Here is a 22,206-nt window from a genome sequence, read left to right on the forward strand (position 1 = left end):
AGCAACTTGAGTTAATTAATTATCTTAAGCTGCTTTTTAATTTTATTTAAAATAAATGAGAGAAATCTTATTTTTATATTGAAAACATTCAATTGTTCGGGTAAAATTTTTATAAAGCGTTTTTTAAATCTATTATAAATAAAAATTGAGGAGAGATCGAACAATGCCAGAACTATCTGCTGATTTATATGGAACTGTTAGTCATAAGTTAGATGCGTTACAGCCATCAGGTATCCGTGAATTCAACAAAGAAGTTTCAAAGATTCCGGGGATTATTAAATTAACATTAGGAGAACCAGACATGGCAACTCCTGAACACGTTAAGCAAGCAGCCATTAGAAGTATTGAGGAAGATGATTCTCATTATGCTCCACAAATGGGAAAGCCAGAATTACTTGAAGCAATCAGTGATTATATTCAGAATACTCGTGATGTGCACTATGACCCACAAACAGAAATAATTGCGACTGTAGGAGCAACCGAAGCCCTCGATGCAACCTTATTTGCAATTCTTAATACTGGAGATAAAGTTGTGGTTCCTACCCCGATTTTCTCCCTATATTTCCCATTGATTGAAATGACAGGAGCAACGGTTGTTCAGGTTGATACTTCAGCAGATAATTTTGTTTTGACTCCAGAAAAACTTGAAGAAGTCCTTGAAGAAGAGGGGAAGGGCGTCAAAGCCGTTATTCTTAACTACCCAAGCAACCCAACTGGTCGTGAATATCCTCAGGAAGTTCTAGCAGGATTAGCTGAAGTAATTAAGAAGCATCATTTATATGCGATTGCTGATGAAATCTATAGCGAATTAGTCTATGGGGTAGAGCACTATTCAATTGCTACCATGATTCCGGAGCGGACGATTTTCATCTCTGGACTTTCAAAATCTCACGCAATGACTGGTTACCGTTTAGGATATGTTGCTGCTCCAGCTAAAATCATGGCTAATATTTCAAAGATGCATGCTTTCTTAGTCACAACAGTAACTAATAACGTTCAAGTTGCAGCGGCTGAAGCACTGACAAATGGTTTGGATGATACATTGGAATTTCGAAAGATTTACCAGCATCGCCGTGATTTACTCGTTGCCGGTCTTAAGAAATTAGGCTTTGAAATGTTAACTCCTGAAGGGGCCTTTTACCTTTTTGCTAAGATTCCAACCCAATTCGGAACTGACGACGTTGCCTTTGCAAAACAGCTTGCTAAAGAAGCAAAAGTTGGAGTAACACCAGGTAGTGCATTTGGTAAGGGTGGCGATGGTTATGTTCGTCTGTCATATGCCTCCTCTGATGAAAACCTAACAGAAGCCATTAAACGGATTGGTGAATTTTTAGACCATCTTGCGTAAATTATAAGGAAGTAAGAATAGGACTCCTAAGTGGGTGCTATCTTGCTTCCTCTTTTTGTTATAATTAATTTATTAAATAGATAAAGGAATGATTTTTGTGGATGAAAAGCACTTATCAGCACGTTTAGCATGTGTTGCTTCCCTTGTTCCAGCAGGTGCGCGGGTGGCTGATATTGGTTCTGACCATGCGTATTTACCAGCAGCATTAGTGTTAGATGGTAAAATTGATTTTGCAATTGCTGGCGAAGTAGTAAAGGGTCCTTATGAAAATGCTGTTCATGAAATAAAAGACCACCAATTAGAAGGCGAGGTTATCCCACGGTTGGCAGACGGCTTAGCAGCGATTGAACCGGCAGATAAAGTCGATACAATTACGATTGCCGGAATGGGTGGGAGTTTGATTGCTTCTATTTTAGAGAAAGGCAAGGATAAGTTAACGGAAATTAAGCGACTTGTCCTGCAGCCGAATGTAGGGGAAAGTCAATTGCGTGAATGGTTAATGAATAATCATTACCAAATAATGACCGAAAAAATAATTGAAGAAGACAATCATATTTATGAAATTATCGTTGCGGAGCCATCAGTTGTCCCGTTTAGATACAGTAAGTATGAACTTGATTTTGGTCCATTTTTATTGGAAAACAAAGGCCCTATTTTTAAGAAAAAATGGCAAGAATATCTTCAACGTGAAGCCCATGTTATTGATCAGATGCAAAAGGCTCAACAGCCACCAGTAAAAAAGATTAATGAGATAAACCAGTTTTTATCACAAGTAAAGGAAGCGATCGCCGATGACAACCGGTAACCAATTAATTGCTCGTTTTGAAAAATTTGCTAATCCGCAACTAGCAGAAAAATGGGATCATGTCGGCCTGCAAATTGGCAATCCAGATCTACCAATTACTCGACTAATGACAACTCTTGATGTTCGCCCGGAAGTGGTTGATGAAGCAATTGAGCAAAATGCTGACTTTATTTTTGCTCATCATCCCATTATGTTTCACCCAGCAAAAGATCTAGATACGCGAGATCCGCAAAACGCAATGTACGCTAAACTTTTGGCGAATAATATTACTGTTTATGCAGCTCATACTAATTTGGATACTGCTAATGGCGGAATGAATGACTGGTTAGCAGATCAACTTCACCTAACTAATACTGTGCCTTTAGTGCCTGCAGGAAATGATCCAATAAGCGGTGAACCAGTTGGCATGGGGCGTGTTGGTAAGCTGGCTGAACCATTAACACCGCAAAAATTTGCAAAATATTGTATGGATGTTTTTGGCATCCGAGGATTACGGTTAATTGTCAACCCGCTTGACCGAGAAAAAGAGATTAAACGTGTTACAGTACTTGGTGGTGCTGGTCAAGACTTTTATCAACAAGCTCTTGAAGCTGGAGCTGATGCTTATGTCACTGGGGATGTAAGTTACCACTTTGCGCACGATATGATTGCTAATCACCTTGTTGTTATTGATCCTGGACATCATATTGAAGTGGTAGCTGCCCACCAGCTTGCTAACTTAATCACCCAGTGGAAGAATGAAAATAATTGGCAGTTTGAGGTGCTAGAGAGTAGAGTTAATACAGAGCCGTTTACTTTTATTACTAAATAGGATTTAGATAAGGAGATGCTAATCATGAGTGAGGAAAAGTATGAGGGGTTATTACCACGTTTTTTGAAGTATGTTAAAACTGAAACAAGGTCAAATCCAGATTCAAAAACAAATCCTTCTGATCCTAAGGAAACTGCATTTTTAAATGAATTAAAAGATGAACTGATATCTTTAGGGTTGAGTGATGTTCATATTAATCCACAAAGTTCATATTTGGTCGCCACAATTCCAAGTAATATTGACAAAGATGTGCCAACGGTTGGCTTCATTGCCCATATCGACACTGCAGATTTTAATGCTCATAATGTTAATCCACAGATTGTCGAAGATTACGATGGCAAGTCAGATATTAAGCTTGATAAAGATGGCCAATATGTCTTAACTACTACTGAATTTCCATCATTGAAAAAATATCAGGGCAATACTTTAATTACTACTGACGGGTCTACTTTACTTGGGGCTGATGATAAGTCAGGAGTAGCGGAGATTGTTACAATGGCTGCTTACCTGATGGCTCACCCTGAAATCAAGCACGGAACAATTAAGATTGGCTTAGGACCTGATGAGGAAATCGGTACCGGGGCTGATCATTTTGATGTTAAGGATTTTGGGGCCAATTTTGCCTATACGGTTGATGGTGGCCCACTTGGCGAATTGGAATATGAAACATTTAATGCAGCTCAGGCGGAAATTGAGATTCAAGGAAAAGATGTTCACACTGGGGTTGCAAAAGGAACGATGATCAATGCTATTCAGGTTGCAATTGACTTGCAAAATAGTTTGCCAGCCCATGATCGAGCAGAACGGACAGATGAACGGCAAGGATTCTATCACTTATACAAGTTTGATGGAACTGTTGATCATGCTTCAATGACTTATTTAATTCGCGATCATGATAAGCAAATATTTATTGAACGGAAGCATTTACTTGAACGGATTGTTGCTGGCTTAAATGATGAACTTGGTGCAGATCTAGTAACGATGAATCTTTATGACCAATACCACAACTTAAAAGATGCGCTTAAAGATCACATGGAAGTTGTTGAAATTGCAAAGAAAGCTATGGAAAATCTAGACATTAAACCTGATATCTATCCAGTTCGTGGCGGGACGGATGGTTCAACAATTTCTTATAAGGGCTTACCAACTCCTAATCTTTTTGCTGGTGGAGAAAATATGCACTCACGCTTTGAATATGTATCACTGCAAACGATGGAGCGCGCATTGGACACCCTGCTTGAGATTGTGCGGTTGACTGCCGAAGAAGATAAATAAATTAAAAAGGATCGAGCCATTTTGGACTCAATCCTTTTTAATTAATCTTCATTTTTGCTAGGATTTGCATCTGCGGTAATTTTATCCACACAATTGATAACGACTAATCCCATAATTACAGAACACCAGCCGACAAGGGTGTAGTCTGGTGTCATCGATTCTAGTTGACTTGTGATGTAAGCTAGGACCTCACCCAGAATAAGTGCCCAAATACCAGCCACGATATTCTTTGATAAAAAGTTCATGTTGGTCATCCCCTTTGAAGTCATACCATATTCTAGCATATTTATTAATGCTTTTGAAAGGGTAGGGTTAATTTCTCTATTTAGTCTGATTTGATATAATTTTATTGAGAGGTGAAATGAAGTGGATTTTACGCCCTTAGATGTTAAGAGTAGTTATAGTTTGCTAAAAAGTCCAACCCGGATTTCTGACCTAGTTACAACGGCTAAGGAACGAGGGTATAAGGCATTAGCGTTAACAGACGAAAATGTTTTATATGGGGCTGTCGAATTTTATAATGCAGCAAAAAAAGCAGGAATTAAACCCATTCTCGGCTTGCGGCTGGTGGTTGCATTAAATGAGACAGATGGTACCAAGCTAGATTTAGTATTTCTAGCTAAGAATCAACGAGGGTATCAGCATCTGATGGATCTATCGACGCTTCAGCAAACACAAAAAGATAAAAAAGTACCTTTAACGGTTGCGCAAATTAGTCCTTTATTGGATGATTTGTTTATAATTATTCCCCCACAAAGTACGGTTTTTAGTGTGCTTGCTCAGCCAACATCAATTTTAACTGAGCTTGCTAATCTGGGGGATGATGATAGCGTCCTGTTAGGAGTCAATTCGCGGTTAGATGATGTTCAAATAGATACCTTGCAGCAATTATCAAAACAATTATCTTTACCATTAGTAGGGACGTCTCCAGTTGATTATTTAAATGCTAATGATCTTTTTGCTAGTCGGGTTTTACAAGCAATTGATGCCGGCGTTGAGTTAAAGGATCCGACGATAGAAGCGGGGCGAAGAGGACAACATTATCTCCATTCGAAAGAACAGGTTGTCCAAGATTACGAGGCAAGGGGGATTAGTGCAGCCGCGCAAAAGACAGTTGAAGTGGCAACACTGTGCAACGTTGAACTTCAATTTAGGGCCCCAGTCCTTCCTCATTTTAAAAATCAAGCAGGGATATCATCGCAACAATATTTACGTTCTCTATGTATTCAAGGATTGAAAAAAAGACGAGTTGCACCAGGAAAAACTATTCAACAGTACCAAGAACGTTTAGCAATGGAATTAAAAGTAATTCATGAAATGGGCTTTGATGATTATTTCTTAATTGTATGGGATGTAATGAATTTTGCTCACCAGCAAAAGATTACGACCGACCCTGGACGGGGATCAGCTGCGGGATCATTAGTTGCCTATGCCTTAGCAATTACAGAGGTTGATCCTTTGCAATATGACTTATTATTTGAACGCTTTCTGAATCCAGAACGAGCCCAAATGCCTGATATTGATTTAGATATTCCTGATAATCGGCGTGATGAAGTCTTGCAATATGTACATCAAAAATATGGTCACCAACGCGTAGCCCAAATTATTACTTTTGGGACATTGGCTGCTAAACAGGTCGTTCGTGATGTGAGTCGGGTCTTTAACTTACCCCGTTACGATATGCAAAGGTTAATCGATACATTACCGCATGGCCTTCACGTGACACTTAAAGATGCGTTAAATGAGTCGCAACAATTAAAAAATCTTCTTGACGATAATCCTAAATTTCGTTTGCTAATTCAAGTTGCACAGCAATTAGAGGGATTGCCGCGGCATTATTCAATTCACGCGGCAGGAATTGTCCTTTCTGAGCAGCCGCTACATGAAGTTGTACCGTTGCAGGATGGTAGTGATGGCTTATTAATGACGCAGTTTGCCAAAGACACAGTAGAAGCGCTGGGACTATTAAAAATGGATTTCTTGGGATTGAAGAACCTTTCAATCATGGATAATACCCTTCAAATGATTCGGCAAGAAGATCCCAATTTTGATTTACAAAAAATTAACTTTAATGATCCGTTGACTCTCCAACTATTCCAGCAAGGAAAAACTGAAGGGATTTTTCAATTTGAATCTAGTGGGATCAGAAATGTATTGGTCAATCTTCATCCAACGAATTTTGAAGATATTGTGGCAGTGAATGCACTTTATCGTCCAGGTCCAATGGAAAACATTCCTCATTTTACCGCCCGCAAAGCTGGAAAAGAGAAAATTACTTATCCTGCTCCTTCACTTGAAAAAATTCTGGGACCAACTTACGGTATTTTGGTCTATCAAGAGCAGGTAATGCAGCTGGCCTCGGTAATGGCTGGTTTTACCTTAGGAGAAGCGGATCTTTTACGCCGGGCAATGAGTAAGAAGAAAAAGGCCACAATGGAGGATATGCGGACAAAATTTATTGCCGGCGCAACAGAACACGGCTATTCAGCACAAGTTGCTCACCAGGTATTTGAATATATTGATCGCTTTGCTAATTATGGGTTCAATCGTTCGCATGCAGTTGCTTATTCTATGATGGCGTTTGAGATGGCGTATTTGAAAGTTCATTACCCTGCAGCTTTTTTTACTACCCTAATGAATGCAGAAACTAATATTGAGAAATTGAAGCGTCACGTGGGGGATGCAAAGCAATTTGGCGTCAAGATTAGTGGCCCGCGAATCAATATAAGTGAGAGTAGTTTTCTATTACATGATGGGACAGTTTACTTTGGCTTTTCTGCTATTAAAAGAGTACGTCGTGATTTTGTCGCCGCAATTCTTGAAGAACGACAGGAAAATGGCAAGTTTACAGATCTTCGCAATTTTATTACCCGCATTCCAGAACGTTGGCAAAAGCAAGAATTAATCGAACCATTAATCTATAGTGGGGCCTTTGATAATATGGGTTACAACCGGGCTGAGATGATTGATGCCCTTCCTAAATTAATTTCCGGGATTGAGTTGTTTGCCGGTTTTGCTAGTTTTGACGATCCAGCTCTCCAAACGGCAATCGACCAACGAAACGAATTCCCTCTGTTGACCCGTTTAACGAAGGAGAATGAATACTTAGGAGTATATCTTTCCGGCCACCCGGTTACTCAATATTACCAATTAGGACAGCAGCTCCATGCAACTAAAATTGATGATTTATACCCGAATTCAGAAGCGACGATAATTGTCCTTACAAATCACGTTAAGACTATTTATACTAAACGTGAGCATCGAGAAATGGCCTTTGTTAATGGAACAGATGAGACTGGAGCAGTTGATATTACTGTCTTTCCTAAACAATATCAGCAGTTCAAAGAGCAACTAGAAACAAATAAGATCTTAATTGTCAGAGGCCGAGTAGAATATCGGGAGGGACGAGGCCTACAATTAGTTGCTAACCAATTGCAGGATGTTAAAAAAGTTCAACAGGAGCGCCCTAGTCAACGATGGGTTTTACGAATCTTACCGTCATTAGACACTGAGATGGTGCATCGAGAGTTAAATAATATTTTTAATGAGTATCATGGTTCAATTCCTGTCTTGTTGTTTTATCCAGCAAACGATAAGAAGATCCTACTTGATCAAAAACGATGGTTAAAAAATTCTCAGAAAGCAAAAAAGGCGCTTGTTGCCATTCTTGGCCAAGAAAACGTTGTCTTACAACAGCTTAATAGTAATCACTGAAAGCTCTAAAATTAAATAACAGTTAGAAAAAATAACTAATTTTAGAATGATAGCGCTTTTTTAAAACCTTTTGCATAAAAAATAAAGACACGTTATTTGAAAAGTGCTATCATAACAGTGTGCAAATGAGGCATACAATTACAGATCGTGATTGATGCTATAGATGCAAAAGGAGAGATTCATTTATGAAGAAAACCAAGATTGTAAGTACACTTGGTCCTGCAAGTACTGATGTTGATACGATCGTTAAGTTGATCAATGCGGGAGCTAACATTTTCCGTTTCAACTTCTCACACGGTGACCACCCAGAACACTTGGGTCGGATCGAAAACGTACACAAGGCTGAAGAAATTACTGGCAAGCACGTTGGTCTTATGCTTGATACTAAGGGTGCCGAAATTCGGACTACTGTTCAAAAAGAAGGTAAGATCAACTTTGAAATTGGCGACAAGGTTCGCATTTCAATGGATCCTTCAATTGAAGGTACTCATGACAAGATTGCTGTTACCTACCCAGGCTTATACGATGATACTCATGTTGGTGGCCATGTTCTTTTTGATGATGGTTTAATTGACATGGTTATTGATGAAAAAGACGATGCAAACAAGGAACTTGTATGTCACGTCTTAAACCATGGTGTTCTTGGTTCTCGAAAGGGTGTTAACGCCCCTGGTGTATCAATCAACTTACCAGGTATTACTGAAAAGGACAGTAGCGATATTCGTTTTGGTTTGGAAAACAAGATCAACTACATTGCTGCATCCTTCGTTCGTAAGGCTCAAGATGTTCTTGACATTCGTGAATTACTTAAGGAAAAGAACATGGAAGATGTTCAAATTTTCCCTAAGATTGAATCTCAAGAAGGTATCGACAACTTTGAAGAAATCATCGCTGTTTCTGACGGTTTAATGGTACCTCGTGGTGATATGGGTGTTGAAATTCCTGCCCAAAATGTGCCAATTGTTCAAAAGCACATGATCAAGCGTTGTAACGAATTAGGTAAGCCAGTTATTACTGCTACCCAAATGCTTGACTCAATGCAAGAAAACCCACGTCCAACCCGTGCCGAAGTATCAGACGTTGCTAACGCCGTATTTGATGGTACTGATGCTACTATGCTTTCTGGTGAAAGTGCTAACGGTGACTACCCAGTTGAATCTGTTGCAATGATGAACGACATTGATATCAAAGCTGAAAACCACCTTTGGGAATTCGGTACTGAAAAGTTCGATTGGGACAAGTCTGACGTAACTGAAACTATCGGTTCTGCTGTTGCTAACGCAGCTAAAGACTTAGACATTCACACAATTGTTGCTTACACTGCTTCAGGCTACACTGCTAAGATGATTTCTAAGTACCGTCCTAACGCTGATATTGTTGCATTAACTCCAAACGAACGTGTAGAACGTGGACTTATGATCAACTGGGGTGTTCAACCATACGTTGTTGATGAAATGAAGAACACTGATACAATGTTCGACTTAGCTGCTAAGAAGGCTGTTGAACTTGGCTTTGCTAAGAAGGGCGACAAGATCATTATCGTTGCCGGTGTTCCTTTGGGTGTACCAGGTGCAACTAACATGATGCGTGTTAAGACTATCGACTAATATTTTATAATATTGTCTGCGAAAAGATCGGTCATTGGTAACCGGTCTTTTTTTATACCAATGATAATCATTGATCTTACTAGCAAAATAAGCTTTTACCGTGTAAAATCGATATAGAATAAAAAAGGATAAGTGATAAAAATGAATTCAGCATTAGGAAAAGTTGTTACGGCGGTAATGATTGATGAAAATGATACCGATTACTTTGTTCAACCAGATCGTAATGGGCAAACGTATCGATTACCGAAAAGCGAAAGTCCTCAAGAATTACATATTGGTGGACAGGTGCGCGGCTTTGTTTATGAAAATGAGGACCATCAACTACAGATGACCTGTAAGCACATTCCAACGATCCAGGTTGACCATTATGATTATGGTACAGTGGTTAATGTTCGTCGTGATCTAGGAGTTTTTGTTGATATCGGTCTTCCCAATAAGGATATTGTTGTCTCTTTAGATGACTTGCCAAGTTTGAAACACTTATGGCCACAACCAGGTGATCGTTTATTGATGGCCCTTCAGGTTGATGATAAGGACCGTCTATGGGGTAAATTAGCAGATGATCAAATCTATCAAACTATTTCAGCAGCTCCAGATAAACGATTACTCAACCATGATACTTATGCCACGGTTTACCGCCTCAAGATGAGTGGAACCTTTGTGATTACTGATGACTATCGTTTGGGATTTATCCATCCAAGTGAACGAGATCAAGAACCACGATTAGGTCAACGGGTTAAAGCGCGGGTTATTGGAATTTCATCACATGGTAGTCTTAATCTCTCCCTTAAGCCTCGTGCCTACCAAGCTATTGGTGAAGATGCACAAATGATTTTAACAATGTTAGAACATGATATAAATCACCGCTTGCCATACACTGATAAAACGGACCCATCAATCATTCGCGATGTCTTTGGCATAAGCAAGGGGCAGTTTAAACGTGCTATTGGGCATTTGCTTAAAGAAAAATTAGTAAAACAAGAAAATGGCCAATTAATCCTAGTAAAAGAGAATCAAGATTAATGAATAATGAAGTGGCTGCGTTTTTAGCTTTTTTAAAAGATGAACGACAATTAAGCGATAATACCTTGATGAGTTATCAACGGGACTTAGAACAAACCGTAACTTATTTAGAAGATCGAGGGATTACTGATTGGCAACAGGTGGACCACTATTTGCTAATTGACCTCCTTAATGGTCTTCGTCAGCAGGGGAAAGCTAATTCAACAATTAACCGTGTGATTTCAAGTTTACGGCAATTTTATAAATACATGATCCGTCACCATAACCTAACCATTAATCCAATGGAAATGATTGATCACCAGTATACCTTTAACCAACCACCTGCACCGGTAATTTTAACTGAAAAAGAAATTGAACAACTGCTGGCAGTCCCTGATATTTCAACCCCAATTGGCCTTCGTGATCGAGCATTATTAGAGATTATGGATGCAACGGGAATGAGAGTTAGTGAAGTAATTGCCTTGGATCTGTCAGCACTTCATTTCGACGTTAAGCTTCTACAACTAACAGGAAAGAATGAACGTGAACGAATGATTCCCTTAAGTCAACCAGCAGTTAAGTGGCTTACCGACTACCTAGACCGCGGTCGGCCACGTTTACTCAGAGATGAGCACGAAACACGGGTGTTCTTAAATGCTCATGGTTATCCTTTGACACGGCAAGGAATTTGGAAAAAGATGAAGGAATGGGTTAGTGAGGCTAAAATCAACAAAGAAGTTACTCCTCAAACCATGCGCTATTCTTTTGCGGTTCATTTAATAGAGAATGGCGCCGATGTTCAATTAATCCAAGAGATCCTTGGCTATAACGCGATGAAGGCTCTCCAACCATATTTACAGGTCTCGCCGCAACAGTTATCTGCTAACTACATGAAATATCATCCGCGCGCATAGAAAGGAAAATACGATGTTAGTTCGTTATCGAAAAGATTACCAAAAAATCGCCCTAGGTTTATTGTCCTTAGTAAAAGACCTTCGAAAAGATAATCGCTTTATGGAGGAGATGGACTGGGCGCTTGCTAATGATTGGCCAATCTTTTTGTGGAAAGACATGGATGATAGCCACTTTATTGGAATTGTGATTCTAGAAATAGGAGATTGTTACGTACTGGTTCGCCGCTTATCATTTACTCCAAGCGAACGAACGGGGCATAATATTTTTTCCTTATTAGATGGCGTTCACGATCAATATCCTCATAAACGCCTCATGGGAACCTTAGCAACCCAACCAATAATTAGCATGTGGGAGAGAAATAATGAATAAGCAAGTGCAACCACAAAATCCATTTCAACCAGTTATAAAGGTTCATGACTTTGAAGGGCCACTAGATTTATTACTTCATTTAATAAAGCAATCTGAAATGGATATTTATGATATTCAGATTTCACAAATTACAAGCCAATACCTTGATTACCTTCACCAGATGCAAAGCCACCAATTGGAAGTCGCGGGTGAATATTTTGTAATGGCTGCGACTCTGATGGACATTAAAAGTCAGATGTTGTTACCTTCGCCGCCAGTGTTGGATGATGAGCTAGAAGTAGAGGAGATTGATCCCCGGCAAGAATTAGTGGAACAGCTTTTAGAATATCAGCGTTATAAAAAAGCAGCAGATCGATTAAAAGATAAAGAAAATCTGCGTCAACAGGAGTATACTAGGCCAGCAATGCAGGTTCCTCGTGAAATGGTAAAATCTCATGTGGAGCCGGGCATCAAATTGACGGATTTGCAACAAGCTTTTGCAGCAGTTCTTCGCCGCCAACAATTAGCTACTCCATTAGTTGAAACTGTTGCAGCTGAAAAAGTAAGCGTTGGTCAACAAATGAACCACGTGATTGAAATTATTCATGATGGTCCGGTTAGATTTGAAGACTTGTTTGAAGATTTACATACTCGTGATGGCTTAGTCACAACTTTTTTAGCAATTCTTGAACTGGCAAAGCATCAAGCAATTACTATTAACCAAGGTGGCTTGTTTGAACCAATAATTTTAGCGGAGGGACCTAAGAGTGACGAATACGAAACTAACCAACCAAGCGCAGATTGAAGGATTACTTTTTATTAGTGGGGATGAAGGGATTACCCTAGGCGATTTAGCAAAAATTTCTGGTTTTATGAAACCGGCTGTTCTAGCAATATTACAAGAGCTAAAAAAGAAGTATGAAGATGATCCCACGTCTGCTTTTATCTTGCTTGAGAGTGATCAGACCTATCGTTTAGCAACCAAACCCCAATTAGCAGAGGTCATTAAACATTACTTTGAGGTTCCATTAACGGTGCCATTAACTAAAGCATTACTAGAAGTATTGGCCATTGTTGCTTATCGACAACCAATTACGCGACTAGAAATTGACGATATTCGGGGAGTGCAAAGTTCAGGATCATTACAAAAATTAATGGTTCGTGGTTTAGTTGATACTCATGGACGCTTGGATGCACCTGGCCGGCCATTTTTATATTCAACAACTCCGGCTTTCTTAAACTATTTCGGGTTAAGCGATTTAGATGAACTTCCACCGCTACCTGATCAAGATGAATTAGAAATGAATAATATTAATGGTGATATTTTCCTCGAAGCGTTACAAGCGCGAGAAGAACGAAAGGACGATAATTAATGGAACGATTACAAAAGGCAATGGCGGAAGCAGGAGTGGCTTCTCGTCGGGCATCAGAAAAAATTATCCTTCAAGGGAAAGTTGCAGTTAATGGCAAGATTGTGACTGAACTTGGGACCAAAGTTGGCGTTCATGATGAGATTGTAGTAAATGGGGTTCCAATTCATCATGAACAACACGTTTACTACTTGCTAAATAAACCGCGGGGAGTTATCTCAAGTGCTCATGATGATAAGGGGCGGCGAACAGTCGTTGACATTATTCATGATGCTGATATTGATGAACGCATTTATCCAGTTGGCCGATTAGACTATGACACAACTGGAATTCTTCTCCTAACAAATGATGGTGCTTTGGCAAATAAACTGATGCATCCTAAATATGAAGTTGAAAAAACTTATGTTGCTAAGGTTGAAGGAATCGTCAAAAATGATGAGTTAAAACAATTACGTTTAGGAGTGGTCATCGATAGTCGAAAGACAAAACCGGCTAAATCGAAGCTCTTGAATGTTGATCGTGCCAAGAAGACAAGTCTTGTTCAATTAACAATCCATGAAGGACGAAACCACCAAGTTAAGAATATGTTTAAGGCAATAGGACATCCGGTGACTAAACTTCATCGTGAAACATATGGACCATTAAATTTGTATGGTCTTCAGCCGGGTGAATTTCGCGCATTAAAGCCTGAAGAAGTGCAGTTACTAAAGAAGTAAAACTGAATTTGTGGAATGATCTGAGGAGTAGCTATGGGGTAAACTTCTTGGGATTTTACGGAAAAAGAGCCAAGCTATAAACGTTGACATGACAGTAAAAGCCTATTAGAATAAGACCTGTAAAAATATAAAACGTTTGTCTTCAAGGCGCGGTGAAATTCCCGACCGGCGGTGACAGCCCGCAACCCATTATTAATGGTTGATCTGGTGTAATTCCAGAGCCGACAGTATAGTCTGGTATAAAGAAGATTTCTGTATTAAATAATCTTTAAATAGTTTATTTGCGTTGCTGACAAACAAATAGTAAGTCAGTAGCGCTTTTTTAATACAGGATGCCAAATGGAGACAATCTCAAATGGAGGTTGTTATTAATGACAGTAACGCATCAACGTATTCAACGATTGGTAGGCATAGCATGTTTGGGTGCCCTAGCATTTATCTTAATGTTTTTTGAGTTTCCGGTTTTGCCGATGGCGCCCTACCTTAAACTGGACTTTTCTGATGTCCCTGTTTTGCTAGGAGGCTATATCTATGGGCCAGTTGGCGGAATTATTATCGCGGCAATTAAATGTTTAATTCATGGAATGATTCACGGCTTTTCTCCAGCTGAATTAATTGGCGTTACTAGTGATTTCGTTTCATCTCTCGCTATTCTGCTTCCGTTCTGCTGGGTATGGCGTCATCATAACTGGAGTAAGAAAAGACAAGCGATTACTGGAATTATTTTGGGAACGGTAACTTTGACTGTCTTAATGTCCTTATTGAATTTGTGGATCCTTACTCCTTTATATATGGCAGTTTGGAACTGGAAGTCGACATTACCAGTATCCCAGCTAGTGGCGATTGGTGTGTTGCCTTTTAACATTATTAAGGGTTTGGTTGTTACAATTGTATATATAATTATTGCGGGTCGGTTACGTTCATGGCTAGACCAGCATAGAATGATCTAAAAAGATAAATTAAGAGGCTGAGATTTTCTTGGCCTTTTATTTTTTATGGTAAAATTTTTAAATAAATTACGTATATAAATATATAGGAGGTGAAATCCGTGAATAAATTATTGCGCTTTTTTAGCTATCACCAGCCACGGCGAATTCGTGTAATTGAAAACACTCTTCGAAGCCGGCGAACAGTCGCAACCCTTTTTTGGGCTCGACAATATAGAATCTTAGAATGGTTAGGGGCAGATCGTGCAATGAACCGTCAAGAATATGATCAGCTTATTAATCAACTTGTTGCTGACAAATTATTAGCGATTGATGATCAATCCCAAGCAATTCTTACAGAAGAGGGCGCGAAAGTCTTAAAAAACGAAGAAGAGAGTTTCTACATTCCATCGTTTTACGACTGGTACTGGTTAACTAATACTCAACGAATAATTCAACGACTTTTTTTAGCTATTCAAGTCGTATCAGAATTCTCTTATCATCAAAGAAAGTATGTTCCATTGGCGATTTCATATAGTGAAATGGTTGCTGTGAAGCGGTGGTTTCGACAAAATTATCATCACAACCTGGTTAAGAGTCTCTATACTGACCTCCATCGGTTTGGCAGCGCTTTGGAAAGTGAAGATCCACGAATGACAACAGACCTTTTTAATGTCATGATTGGTTATCAGCGATCAGGATGGACAATTAATCAAGCAGCTCAAGAATTGAAAATAAAAATCGATGATATCCAGTACTTACGTCATGACGAGATGTTAGCGGTTAGCGCTTATGCTCGTAATTTTCCTGGCCCACTGCAACAATTGCTCCTTCCACTGATCAATGAGAGTCCACTAAACCGGAGTGCCCAAGTAACGTTTGACTTGTATACCCAGGGAGAGCCAATTGAACTGATTGCTCAAGAGCGACGGTTGAAAGAAAATACAATTAGGGAGCATCTCTTAGAAGCGGCAATCCTTATTCCTGACAAGCTAGATTGGGATATTCTTTTGCCAGAGAGTAAGCGTGACAAACTTAGTCGATTCTATAAGGGCGAACCGACCGCATGGAAATTTGACGAGCAAATTGCCAGTTTTTATGAATACCGCCTATATCAAATATTTCAAGGAATAACAAATGAAAAATAAGCAAGAAATTCTAGATGTTTTACAAAATCATTTTGGCTTTGATGATTTTCGTCCAGGCCAAGAAGAGACAATTAACGCCTTACTGGAAGGAAAAGACACTTTATCGATTCTTCCCACTGGTGCCGGGAAATCCCTTTTATATCAATTGCCAGCTTATTTATTACCAGGAACGATCCTCATTGTTTCACCGTTGATTTCACTAATGCAGGATCAGGTTGACCGTCTTCATCGGCAGGGAGAAAAACGAGTCATTATGTTAAGCGGCCAGCTTGTCGGAAAAGAGCGAGCAAGTGTTCTCCACAATTTGAAATCATTTAAATTTATATTTACTTCTCCAGAAATGCTTGATAACCAGCAAGTTTTAACTGCACTTAAGAAAAATAAGATTGCGTTAATGGTTATTGATGAGGCCCATTGTATCTCACAGTGGGGCCCTGATTTTCGTCCTGAATATTTATTGCTAAAGGAAGTGCGGCAGCAATTAGGATCGCCGACATCATTGCTATTGACGGCAACTGCTACTCCTCGTATTCGACAGGATATTTTGAAAAAAATGGGGATGGCGACTGCTTATCAGGTAATTAAATCCGTTGACCGTCCTAACATTTTTTTAGCTGTTAAGTCCATCGCTACTCAAAAGGAAAAGGATGGTGAACTTCTGAAACTAGTTCAAAAATTCACTGGTCCCGGGATTATTTACTTTGCAAGTCGTAAGCTGGCTTCTCAGATGGCAGAATGGCTTGAAAACCAAACTGATTTAAATGTGGCAGCTTATCATGCTGGCGTTGGTCCAATTGAACGATTTCGAATTCAAAATCAATTTATGAATAATGAATTACAGGTAATTTGTGCAACGAGTGCCTTTGGGATGGGAATTGACAAAAATGATATTCGTTACGTCATTCATTATCATTTGCCAAGCAATTTAGAAAATTATTTACAGGAAATCGGTCGGGCTGGGCGTGATGGCAAGCAGAGTTTGGCAGTTCTTCTATATGCAAATGGCGATGAAATGATTCAACGACAATTAACAAGCGTTGATGTCCCACCAGTTACAGTCCTAGAGCAGATTAAGAATGGCAAGTTATCAGCAAGTGTTTTGGGAGAGCAGGCATCTTTATTTGAGTTTTATCTTGAACATTCTTTTACACCGCAACAAATAATTACGATGTTTGAGCGACGTAAAATTCAAACAGAAAAAGAATTGCAGGAAATGGTTGCTTATATCAAAGAGGATGGTTGTAAACGAGGATATCTTTTAACGTACTTTGGTGAACAATTTGCCAGTTCGAATGAGTTTTGTTGTGATTATGAGCTTTCGGATTGGGAAACTAAATTGATTTTGCCAGTCAGTCAGCCGCTTTCTAAAAACAATAAAGTAGGATGGGAAGACCGCTTAAAAGCCTTGTTAAATATTACCGAAAATTAAAGTTTCGTGTTGTTGCTAGACAATCATCAAAAGTTTGCGATACAATCAGAATGTTAATTCTCAAAATAAGGAGGCATGATTACTTTGAGTGAGGAACGGAAAGAGAGCCGACGAGCTAATGATGAATTATGGGATAAAAAGTTTACAGATAACGAAGACCTTGATAGTGATGGCCATTTGTCACGAACAGAACACCGTAAGCAACGATCACATAATTCAATGATTACTACGATCTTAATCGTGTTAATTATCGTTCTCGCCGCTACACCACTTATTTATTGGATTAATAATAAACTGTCCTTTAATCATCCGGTGAGAACTGAACAAGTAGCTGCTAGTTCTGAAAATAGTAAAAAAAAAGAATCTCACAGTTCGAGTACCTCTAGTGAGCATTCAAAGAAAGAATCTAGTGTAAGCAGTAGTGAATCCTCTTCTTCAAGTATTGAAGAATCAAGTTCGATGCAAACCAGCCAAAGTTATAGTGCTCCGCAAAGCAGTAGTAGCTATTATCGATATAGTAGTAGTTATCGTTACGGTAATGGGTATCAAAACCGGACTGCTCCTAATCGCTACAGTGGTTATCAGCAGCGTTATAACAATAACCAAACCTATAATCGCTACAATAATACAGAAAATACAAACCGTTATCGTTAAAAATAGAGTATTAGCAGCAATTTTCTGATAAAGTAGTGTATTGGATTGAAAATAGAGGAGTGAATAACTAATAATGTGTAAGGGATTGCAAGTAGCAATTGATGGTCCGGCCTCAGCAGGAAAGAGTACGGTCGCCAAATTAGTAGCAAAAAAGTTTAATTATGTCTATTGTGATACCGGCGCAATGTACCGAGCTGTTACATTAGCAGCATTAAACCAGGGCATTGATCCAAAAGATGATAAAAAGGTTGCTGAAATTGCTCGGCAAATAAAAATTGATTTTGAGCCTGGTGAAACTGAACAAAGAGTTTTCTTGGATGGCAAAGAGGTGACTCATGATATCCGGTTGCCGAAAGTAGCGGCAAATGTATCTGCTGTAGCGGCAGTTCCAGCTGTTCGCGAAGAGATGACTAAGCAACAGCGGCAAATTGCTGAAAATGGTGGAATTGTGATGGATGGACGGGATATTGGTACAACTGTTTTACCACAAGCACCTGTAAAGATATTCATGGTAGCGAGTGCCTATGAACGGGCACGACGGCGATATGCTGAAAACCAGGCAAAAGGGATTAATACAACGTCGCTTGAAGAATTACAAAAAGCAATTGAATTAAGAGATAAAAAAGACTCAACGCGAAAAGTTTCACCTCTTACACAAGCACCCGATGCAATCAAATTGGATACAACAAATATGACAATTGATGAAGTTGTGAGTGAAATCAGTAAAATAATTAAAAAAACACAAGATGAATTAGCCTAAATACTGGAAATGTGAAACAAATTTTAGTAAAATATCTTTTAGAGTTGATTGTTGCAAGGAGGATTTTTTTTAATGGCTGAAAACAACGAAAATAAAAACGATATGTTAGAAGCGCTTGATAGCATTGAACAAGTTAAGGTGGGCGATGTTGTCAAGGGTGAAGTTTTGGCAATCGATGACGATCGTCAAGCTATCGTTGGTATTAAAGATGCAGGGGTTGAAGGTGTCGTCCCTGCTAAGGAATTATCAACCAAGCCAGTTGAAGACATCAATGATGCTGTAAAAGTAGGTGACGAATTAGACTTAGTTGTCATTTCTAAGATCGGTAACGATAAGGAAAATGGTAGCTACCTTCTTTCTCACCGTCGTCTTGAAGCCCGTAAGGTATGGGATGACATTCAAAAGAAATTTGATGAAGGTGAACACATTACCGCCAAAGTCACTCAAGCTGTTAAGGGTGGATTAGTCGTTGATGCTGGAGTTCGTGGCTTCGTCCCTGCTTCAATGATTACTGATCACTATGTTGAAGACCTTAATCAATTTAAAGGCCAAGAACTTGAATTCAAGATTGTTGAAATCGAACCAAGCGAAAACCGTTTGATTCTTTCACACAAGGAAATTATTCAAGCTCAACACGAAAAGGCTGCTGAAAAGGTATTTGCTGAATTACAACCAGGTGATGTTGTTGAAGGTAAAGTTGCACGGATGACTAACTTCGGTGCATTTATTGACCTTGGCGGCGTTGATGGATTAGTTCACGTTTCTGAAATTTCATACGATCACGTTGACAAGCCTTCTGATGTATTGACTGCTGGTCAAGATGTTAAGGTTAAGGTATTAAGCGTTGACCCTGAACGTGAACGGATTTCATTATCCATTAAGCAAACTTTACCAGGACCATGGGATGATATTGAAGAAAAGGCTCCAGTTGACAGCGTATTAACTGGTACTGTTAAGCGTTTGACTAGCTTTGGTGCTTTCGTTGAAGTATTCCCTGGTGTTGAAGGTTTAGTTCACATTTCACAAATCTCACACAAGCATATTGCTACACCTGCAGATGTTCTTAAGCCAGGTCAAGAAGTACAAGTTAAGGTAATCAATGTTGATCCTGAACACCAACGTCTTGGCTTATCAATGAAGGCTCTTGAAGAACGTCCAAAGGAAGACGAAAGCAACAATAACAACGATGAAAACTACCGTGGTCGTCGTCGTTCACGTCGTAACAATAACAACCGGAGCTTCATGAACAATGCTCCAGAAGAAGAAAGTGGCTTCTCAATGGGTGACTTAATTGGTGACAAGCTTAAGGACCTACGGAACTAGTTTCTTAAATTAATTATCTTTTAAGGGGAGGCTGGGAATTAACTCAGTCTCTTTACTTTTTTAAAGGTATTTATACAGTAGCGCGGTAGCTGGCTGGATTCCGAACGTTGATAAATCAACGGCTGGAACGCCTAGCCATCCTCGCGGGGGTGGGAAGACGAAGTCGCAAGCGACTTCTTTCCCACTCCCTCTTTAATCATTTAAAATAAAATGAAAGAAGGTGGAAAGATTGGCAAATCCAATCGTAGCAGTTGTTGGTCGTCCAAACGTTGGAAAATCAACATTATTCAATCGTATTGCAGGAGAACGGATTTCAATTGTTGAAGATACTCCTGGAGTTACTCGAGACCGTATTTATGCTCATGCTGAATGGTTAGGAAAACATTTTAGCATGATTGATACTGGTGGGATTGAAATATCAGATCAACCATTATTAACACAGATTCGTCAACAAGCAGAAATTGCTATTGATGAAGCAGATGTAATAATCTTTGTTGCCGATGTAGAGAACGGAGTGACTGATGCTGATGAGCAAGTAGCACGAATTTTATATCGCTCTAATAAACCAGTGGTTCTAGCTGTTAATAAAGTCGATAATCCAGAACGGCGTAGTGATATTTATGATTACTATTCTCTTGGTTTAGGGGAGCCATATGCAGTTTCAAGCGTTCACGGTATTGGAATGGGTGACCTTTTGGATGCGGTTATTAAAGAGTTTCCTGATAACGCCGCTAATGATGAGGACGACTCCATTCACTTCAGCTTTATCGGTCGTCCTAATGTCGGGAAATCATCACTAGTTAACGCAATTTTAGGTGAGAATCGGGTAATTGTATCTAACGTTGCCGGAACTACCCGTGATGCCATTAATACTCAATTTGAAACAGCGGATGGACAAAAATTTACGATGGTTGATACTGCTGGAATTCGCAAAAAAGGAAAAATTTATGAGAACACTGAGCGTTATTCATTAATGCGTTCCATGCGGGCAATTGATGATAGTGATGTTGTACTTGTTGTCCTAAATGCAGAAGAAGGTATTCGCGAATTAGATAAGCATATTGCTGGATATGCCCACGAAGCAGGATGTGGGGTTATTATCGTCGTTAATAAGTGGGATACATTAAAAGAAAAAGATCACCGAACGATGACAGACTTCACTAATTTGATTCGACAAGAATTCCAATACCTCAGTTATGCACCAATTATTTTCGTTTCAGCGAAGACAAAGCAACGGTTAAATCAATTACCGGGATTGATCGAAGAAGTATATCAGCATCACCGTCAACGGATCCAATCGGCAGTCTTAAATGATGTTTTGATGGATGCAATTGCTGCCAATCCGACTCCAACACAAAATGGTCGGCGTTTGCGAGTATACTATGGGACACAGGTTGCAACCGAACCACCAACATTTGTTATCTTTGTTAATGATCCAGAGTTAATGCACTTCTCCTATGAGCGTTATTTGGAAAATCAAATTCGAAAGGCCTTTAACTTTTCTGGTACACCGATCCATTTAATCAAGCGTCAGCGGCAGTAAAAGTTAAAGAATTCATTGTAAAATGAAAAAACATTAAAAATGCGGCTAGAAGTTGAGAAAACCGCTTGTCAGCAGGCTTTCACTATGCTAATCTTAACAATGAAATGATACGAACTTCTCGTAGTTATTTCGTTAATTTTGGACCACTCAAAATTAACATTCACAGACGTGAGTTTAACACTCTCGTTATTCGTGGGAGGTGAAACAACATGGCAAACAAAGCAGAATTAGTAAGCAATGTTGCTACTGCAACTGGCTTAACCAAGAAGGATGCTACTGCAGCTGTAGATGCTGTTTTCAGTTCAATTCAAGCATCTTTAGCTAAGGGTGAAAAGGTTCAATTGATCGGCTTCGGTAACTTCGAAGTACGTCAACGTGCTGCACGTAAGGGCCGCAACCCACAAACTGGAGAAGAAATCAACATTCCTGCAAGCAAGGTACCAGCATTCAAGCCTGGTAAAGCTTTAAAGGACGCTGTTAAGTAATTAACAGTTAAATGTTAAAAAGAGACT

General features: G+C 39.3%; 21 protein-coding genes and 1 riboswitch. Of the genes, 20 read left to right on the plus strand and 1 reads right to left on the minus strand.

Annotated features, from left to right (window positions below; genetic code table 11):
• Positions 1-163 precede the first annotated feature (163 nt).
• From SH603_RS05295 to pepT, 4 genes are all read left to right on the plus strand, one after another.
• Entirely contained in the window at positions 164-1,348 is a 1,185-nt protein-coding gene (locus SH603_RS05295; RefSeq protein WP_169472530.1) for an aminotransferase class I/II-fold pyridoxal phosphate-dependent enzyme, read from the plus strand.
• A gap of 97 nt (positions 1,349-1,445) precedes the next feature.
• Positions 1,446-2,153: a tRNA (adenine(22)-N(1))-methyltransferase TrmK gene (locus SH603_RS05300; RefSeq protein WP_318635888.1), complete on the plus strand. Its 708-nt coding sequence runs from the start codon at positions 1,446-1,448 to the stop codon at positions 2,151-2,153.
• The gene (locus tag SH603_RS05305) at positions 2,140-2,964 is read left to right on the plus strand and encodes a Nif3-like dinuclear metal center hexameric protein (protein ID WP_169471955.1); all 825 of its coding nucleotides are present in this window, start codon (positions 2,140-2,142) and stop codon (positions 2,962-2,964) included. Before SH603_RS05300 ends, SH603_RS05305 begins: the two co-directional genes overlap by 14 nt.
• Before the next feature lie 24 nt (positions 2,965-2,988).
• Complete coding sequence (pepT, locus tag SH603_RS05310) at positions 2,989-4,239, plus strand: peptidase T (RefSeq protein ID WP_321534175.1); 1,251 nt, start codon at positions 2,989-2,991, stop codon at positions 4,237-4,239.
• Positions 4,240-4,280: 41 nt separating this feature from the next.
• Here pepT and SH603_RS05315 read toward each other — a convergent pair whose 3' ends face one another.
• The gene (locus SH603_RS05315) at positions 4,281-4,523 is read right to left on the minus strand and encodes a YjzD family protein (RefSeq protein WP_019253448.1); all 243 of its coding nucleotides are present in this window, start codon (positions 4,521-4,523) and stop codon (positions 4,281-4,283) included.
• 82 nt (positions 4,524-4,605) lie between these two features.
• On the opposite strand from SH603_RS05315, the gene dnaE reads away from it, so the two are divergent.
• The 16 genes from dnaE (at position 4,606) to SH603_RS05395 (ending at position 22,179) form a co-directional block, all read left to right on the plus strand.
• Complete coding sequence (gene dnaE, locus SH603_RS05320; RefSeq protein ID WP_169477579.1) at positions 4,606-7,953, plus strand: DNA polymerase III subunit alpha; 3,348 nt, start codon at positions 4,606-4,608, stop codon at positions 7,951-7,953.
• Positions 7,954-8,138: 185 nt separating this feature from the next.
• Positions 8,139-9,560 (plus strand): pyruvate kinase, encoded by a 1,422-nt coding sequence (gene pyk, locus SH603_RS05325; RefSeq protein ID WP_003665875.1) that lies wholly within the window; start codon positions 8,139-8,141, stop codon positions 9,558-9,560.
• A gap of 141 nt (positions 9,561-9,701) precedes the next feature.
• Entirely contained in the window at positions 9,702-10,583 is an 882-nt protein-coding gene (locus SH603_RS05330) for a S1 RNA-binding domain-containing protein (RefSeq protein ID WP_094511269.1), read from the plus strand.
• Positions 10,583-11,476 (plus strand): tyrosine-type recombinase/integrase, encoded by an 894-nt coding sequence (locus SH603_RS05335; RefSeq protein WP_321534176.1) that lies wholly within the window; start codon positions 10,583-10,585, stop codon positions 11,474-11,476. The genes SH603_RS05330 and SH603_RS05335 overlap by 1 nt, the downstream gene beginning before the upstream one ends.
• A gap of 13 nt (positions 11,477-11,489) precedes the next feature.
• Positions 11,490-11,846 (plus strand): hypothetical protein, encoded by a 357-nt coding sequence (locus tag SH603_RS05340; protein WP_003674254.1) that lies wholly within the window; start codon positions 11,490-11,492, stop codon positions 11,844-11,846.
• The gene (locus SH603_RS05345; RefSeq protein ID WP_169471961.1) at positions 11,839-12,630 is read left to right on the plus strand and encodes a segregation and condensation protein A; all 792 of its coding nucleotides are present in this window, start codon (positions 11,839-11,841) and stop codon (positions 12,628-12,630) included. The genes SH603_RS05340 and SH603_RS05345 overlap by 8 nt, the downstream gene beginning before the upstream one ends.
• Entirely contained in the window at positions 12,593-13,198 is a 606-nt protein-coding gene (gene scpB / locus SH603_RS05350) for an SMC-Scp complex subunit ScpB (protein ID WP_019253453.1), read from the plus strand. The genes SH603_RS05345 and scpB overlap by 38 nt, the downstream gene beginning before the upstream one ends.
• Entirely contained in the window at positions 13,198-13,911 is a 714-nt protein-coding gene (locus SH603_RS05355; protein WP_169471963.1) for a pseudouridine synthase, read from the plus strand. The genes scpB and SH603_RS05355 overlap by 1 nt, the downstream gene beginning before the upstream one ends.
• A 134-nt stretch (positions 13,912-14,045) precedes the next feature.
• Positions 14,046-14,165: riboswitch (FMN riboswitch) on the plus strand.
• 117 nt (positions 14,166-14,282) lie between these two features.
• Entirely contained in the window at positions 14,283-14,861 is a 579-nt protein-coding gene (locus tag SH603_RS05360) for an ECF transporter S component (RefSeq protein ID WP_065532853.1), read from the plus strand.
• Between the two features lie 98 nt (positions 14,862-14,959).
• On the plus strand, positions 14,960-15,985 hold the full coding sequence (locus SH603_RS05365; protein ID WP_169471965.1) for a helix-turn-helix domain-containing protein: 1,026 nt from the start codon (positions 14,960-14,962) through the stop codon (positions 15,983-15,985).
• Entirely contained in the window at positions 15,975-17,414 is a 1,440-nt protein-coding gene (locus SH603_RS05370) for a RecQ family ATP-dependent DNA helicase (protein ID WP_169471966.1), read from the plus strand. The genes SH603_RS05365 and SH603_RS05370 overlap by 11 nt, the downstream gene beginning before the upstream one ends.
• Before the next feature lie 84 nt (positions 17,415-17,498).
• Positions 17,499-18,068 carry a LysM domain-containing protein gene (locus SH603_RS05375; RefSeq protein ID WP_321534177.1) on the plus strand — a complete coding sequence of 190 codons (570 nt, stop codon included), beginning with the start codon at positions 17,499-17,501 and terminating at the stop codon, positions 18,066-18,068.
• A gap of 73 nt (positions 18,069-18,141) precedes the next feature.
• Positions 18,142-18,828, plus strand: a complete 687-nt coding sequence (gene cmk / locus SH603_RS05380) for a (d)CMP kinase (protein WP_003670893.1) — start codon at positions 18,142-18,144, stop codon at positions 18,826-18,828.
• 72 nt (positions 18,829-18,900) lie between these two features.
• Positions 18,901-20,151, plus strand: coding sequence for a 30S ribosomal protein S1 (gene rpsA, locus SH603_RS05385; RefSeq protein WP_321534178.1), 1,251 nt, complete (start codon positions 18,901-18,903; stop codon positions 20,149-20,151).
• A 229-nt stretch (positions 20,152-20,380) separates the two neighbouring features.
• On the plus strand, positions 20,381-21,694 hold the full coding sequence (gene der, locus SH603_RS05390) for a ribosome biogenesis GTPase Der (RefSeq protein WP_321534179.1): 1,314 nt from the start codon (positions 20,381-20,383) through the stop codon (positions 21,692-21,694).
• Positions 21,695-21,903: 209 nt separating this feature from the next.
• On the plus strand, positions 21,904-22,179 hold the full coding sequence (locus SH603_RS05395) for an HU family DNA-binding protein (protein ID WP_003666054.1): 276 nt from the start codon (positions 21,904-21,906) through the stop codon (positions 22,177-22,179).
• Positions 22,180-22,206: the final 27 nt, after the last annotated feature.

The organism is Limosilactobacillus reuteri, assembly GCF_034259105.1.
GTDB classification, from domain to species: Bacteria; Bacillota; Bacilli; order Lactobacillales; family Lactobacillaceae; genus Limosilactobacillus; species Limosilactobacillus reuteri_G.